We start from the raw sequence: 2,761 nt of genomic DNA on the forward strand, positions 1-2,761 counted from the left end.
CAGGCGGCATCCATGCTCGTGGCGGCCTATCGCGCCGGCAAGCTGCCGCACGCATTGATCCTTGCCGGGCCGGTCGGCATCGGCAAGGCGACGCTGGCCTTTCACCTTGCGCATCATCTCCTAAGGCATCCGGCCTTCGAGCGGGCGCCGGAGACGATCGCCCAACCTGACCCGGCCTCATCCTTGTTTCGCCAGATCGCCACGGGGGCGCATCCTTCGGTGCTGCACCTGACCCGGCCGGCCAACGACAAGACCAAGAGCTTCAAGACGGTCGTCACCGTGGACGAGATCCGCAAGGTCAGCCGCTTCCTGTCGATGACCTCGCACGACGGCAGCTACCGCATCGTTATCGTCGACCCGGCCGACGACATGAACACCAATGCCGCCAATGCCTTGCTGAAGAATCTGGAGGAGCCGCCGGCGCGCACGCTGTTCATCCTGATCGTGCATGCGCCGGGCAGCCTTTTGCCGACCATCCGGTCGCGCTGCCAGATGGTGCGGCTGACGCCGCTCGGCGACGAGGAGTTGATGACCGTTCTGCAAGGCATCGAGCCGCCGCCACCCGAGGAGCCGGCTGCGCGCGCGGCACTTGCGGAGCGGGCAGGCGGCAGCGCCCGCAACGCGATCCTTCTGACCCAATATGGCGGGCTGGAGATCGCGGCCGCGCTCGACGCCCTGGTTGCGGCGAGGAAGGGCGACGTCGCCGGCGCCCACCGGCTTGCCGAGGCGGTTGCCGGCCGCGACCAGGCGATCCAGTTCGACATCTTCAACCGACACGCGCTTGACCTGTTGTCCTCACGCGCCAGCGAGGCGGCACTCGCCGGCGATCTGGCGCGGGCCAAAGCCCTGTCCGAAGCTTGGCAGGAAGCCCAGAACGCTATATCTGAGACCGAGACCTACAATCTCGACAAGAAGCAGCACGCTCTGATCATGATCGACCGCCTGAATTCTGTGATGCGAATGTGATGGCCCGCTCGGGATGGCAATCGCCATGCCGATAGGATATCCACCCCCACAACTCACATTCAGACTTTCATGACGGTTCATTCATGTCACGCGACACATTCTACATCACGACGGCGATTTCCTACCCGAACGGCAAGCCGCATATCGGCCATGCCTATGAGCTGATCGCCACCGACGCGCTTGCCCGCTTCCAGCGCCTCGACGGCAAGCAGGTGTTCTTCCTGACCGGCACCGACGAGCACGGCATCAAGATGCTGCAGACGGCGCGCAAGGACGGTGTCACGCCGCGCGAGCTCGCCGACCGCAACTCGGCCGAGTTCAGGCGCATGGCGACCGTGCTCAACGCCTCCAACGATGACTTCATCCGCACCACCGAGGAGCGACATTACGCGTCCTCGCAGGCGATCTGGAAGGCGATGGCCGCCAATGGCGATATCTACAAGGGCGGCTATGCCGGCTGGTATTCGGTGCGCGACGAGGCCTATTACGGCGAGGAGGAGACCGAGCTGCGCGCCGACAATGTCCGCTACGGGCCGCAGGGGACGCCGGTCGAATGGGTCGAGGAAGAGAGCTATTTCTTCCGGCTTTCGGCCTATCAGGACAAGCTCATCGCGCTTTACGAAAGTCAGCCCGACTTCATCGGCCCCGCCGAGCGCCGCAACGAGGTGATGAGTTTCGTCAAGTCGGGGCTGAAGGACCTGTCGGTCTCGCGCACCACTTTCGACTGGGGCGTGCCGGTGCCCGGCGACGAGAAGCACGTGATGTATGTGTGGGTCGACGCCTTGACCAACTACATCACCGGCCTCGGCTATCCCGATGAAAACGATGATAAATGGAAGTTCTGGCCGGCTGATGCTCACATCATCGGCAAGGATATTGTGCGCTTCCACGCGGTCTATTGGCCGGCCTTCCTGATGTCGGCGGGAATCCCGCTGCCCAAGCGCGTCTTCGGCCACGGCTTCCTGTTCAACCGCGGCGAGAAGATGTCGAAGTCGGTCGGCAACGTCATCGACCCGTTCACCATGGCCGAGCACTACGGCGTCGACCAGGTGCGCTATTTCTTCCTGCGCGAGGTGCCATTCGGACAGGACGGCAACTACAGCCATGAAGCGATCGTCAACCGCACCAACGCGGATCTCGCCAACGGGCTCGGCAATCTGGCGCAGCGCTCGCTGTCGATGATCGCCAAGAACTGCGGCGGCGTGGTGCCGAAGCGCGGCGAATTGACGGAGGCCGACGGCGCCATCCTCGATCAGGCGGTCGAAGCGCTGGCGACGGCACGCAAGGCGATGGCGGAGCAGGGCATCCATCTGGCGCTGGCGGCGATTTTCGGCGTGGTGGCGGAAGCCGATCGCTATTTTGCTTCCCAGGAACCCTGGGCGCTGCGGAAAACCGATCCCGTGCGCATGGAGACGGTGCTGTGGACAACGGCAGAACTCGTCCGGCGGGTGACGGTGCTGTGCCAGCCCTTCATTCCGGGATCTGCCGCGAAGCTGCTCGACCTGCTGGCGGTACCGGCGGACAAGCGCAATTTCGAGCATGTCCATGCCGACCATGCGCTGGTGCCGGGCACGGCCCTGCCGGCGCCCGAGGGCGTGTTCCCGCGTTATGTCGAGCAGGATGCCAAAGCCTGATGCTGGTCGACAGTCATTGCCATCTCGACTTTCCGGACTTCGCCGAGGAGCGGGCGGCCATCGTCGCCCGCGCCCTCGCGGCCGGCATCGGCCGCATGGTGACGATCTCGACACGTGTGAGGCGGTTTCAGCAAATACTTGAAATTGCTGAGACTTTTGAT

At 64.0% G+C, this 2,761-nt stretch carries 3 protein-coding genes; all 3 read left to right on the plus strand.

Annotation, left to right across the window (positions count from 1 at the left end; translation table 11 throughout):
* Positions 1-966, plus strand: a 966-nt coding sequence (locus EN742_RS30795) for a DNA polymerase III subunit delta' (RefSeq protein ID WP_128333654.1), incomplete at its 5' end; no start/stop codon positions are given.
* An 83-nt stretch (positions 967-1,049) separates the two neighbouring features.
* The gene (gene metG, locus EN742_RS30800) at positions 1,050-2,600 is read left to right on the plus strand and encodes a methionine--tRNA ligase (RefSeq protein ID WP_127407577.1); all 1,551 of its coding nucleotides are present in this window, start codon (positions 1,050-1,052) and stop codon (positions 2,598-2,600) included.
* A partial coding sequence (locus EN742_RS30805; RefSeq protein ID WP_189375681.1) for a TatD family hydrolase occupies positions 2,600-2,761 on the plus strand: 162 nt, incomplete at its 3' end. The genes metG and EN742_RS30805, both read left to right, overlap by 1 nt.

It is taken from the genome of Mesorhizobium sp. M4A.F.Ca.ET.020.02.1.1 (assembly GCF_004022645.1).
Taxonomy (GTDB): Bacteria; Pseudomonadota; Alphaproteobacteria; order Rhizobiales; family Rhizobiaceae; genus Mesorhizobium.